This is a genomic window from Cellvibrio sp. ATLC23, from assembly GCF_057196725.1.
The window spans coordinates 1-503 of sequence record NZ_JBXUOS010000033.1; the positions used below are offsets into that span (position 1 = coordinate 1).

The 503-nt window shown below is 42.9% G+C and carries 1 protein-coding gene; it reads left to right on the plus strand.

Annotated features, from left to right (window positions below; all coding sequences use genetic code 11):
• The coding region (locus AC2CG4_RS20065; protein ID WP_484487956.1) for a hypothetical protein at positions 1-347 on the plus strand (347 nt) is incomplete at its 5' end.
• Between the last annotated feature and the right edge of the window lie 156 nt (positions 348-503).

Consider the following 503-nt stretch of genomic DNA (forward strand, 5'->3'; position numbering starts at 1 on the left):
CCGTTACGCTTCGCTCCACTGGACAGAATTTAAGTTGCGGCTTTGTGGTTTTGCTACGCAAAAGTATTCCACAAAGCCGCAACTTAAATTCTGCCGTTTACCACGGCGTTAAACATTCGGGTTTTGTTTTTTGCTTTGTGCAGTCGGGAACGCTTTCGTACTTTTTGAGCCGTGCTTACTCTAAGCAAGAGTCGCACTTGGCAAGTTTGCAATTGCGGCCTTTTGCTCTTCGAGATTTGTGTTTCAAATTAAATCGTTATTCGTTCACAGAAAGTTCAGTGCACTGCCCAACACAACACGGAACAACTCTGTTCGGTTTATCATGTGCCGCAGCTTGCGCACATTAAATTGGCAGGTAGTTTTTAAAAGTCTGCTGCGGCCAAGAGTTCGCCTTCTTTTTGAACTCTTGCCAATAAGCTAAAATGCGGTAATCTTCATCACATTACTTTTTATCGGGCGCATGTAGTTACTGCTTCAAAAACTCATGCTTTCGTTTTTTAAAC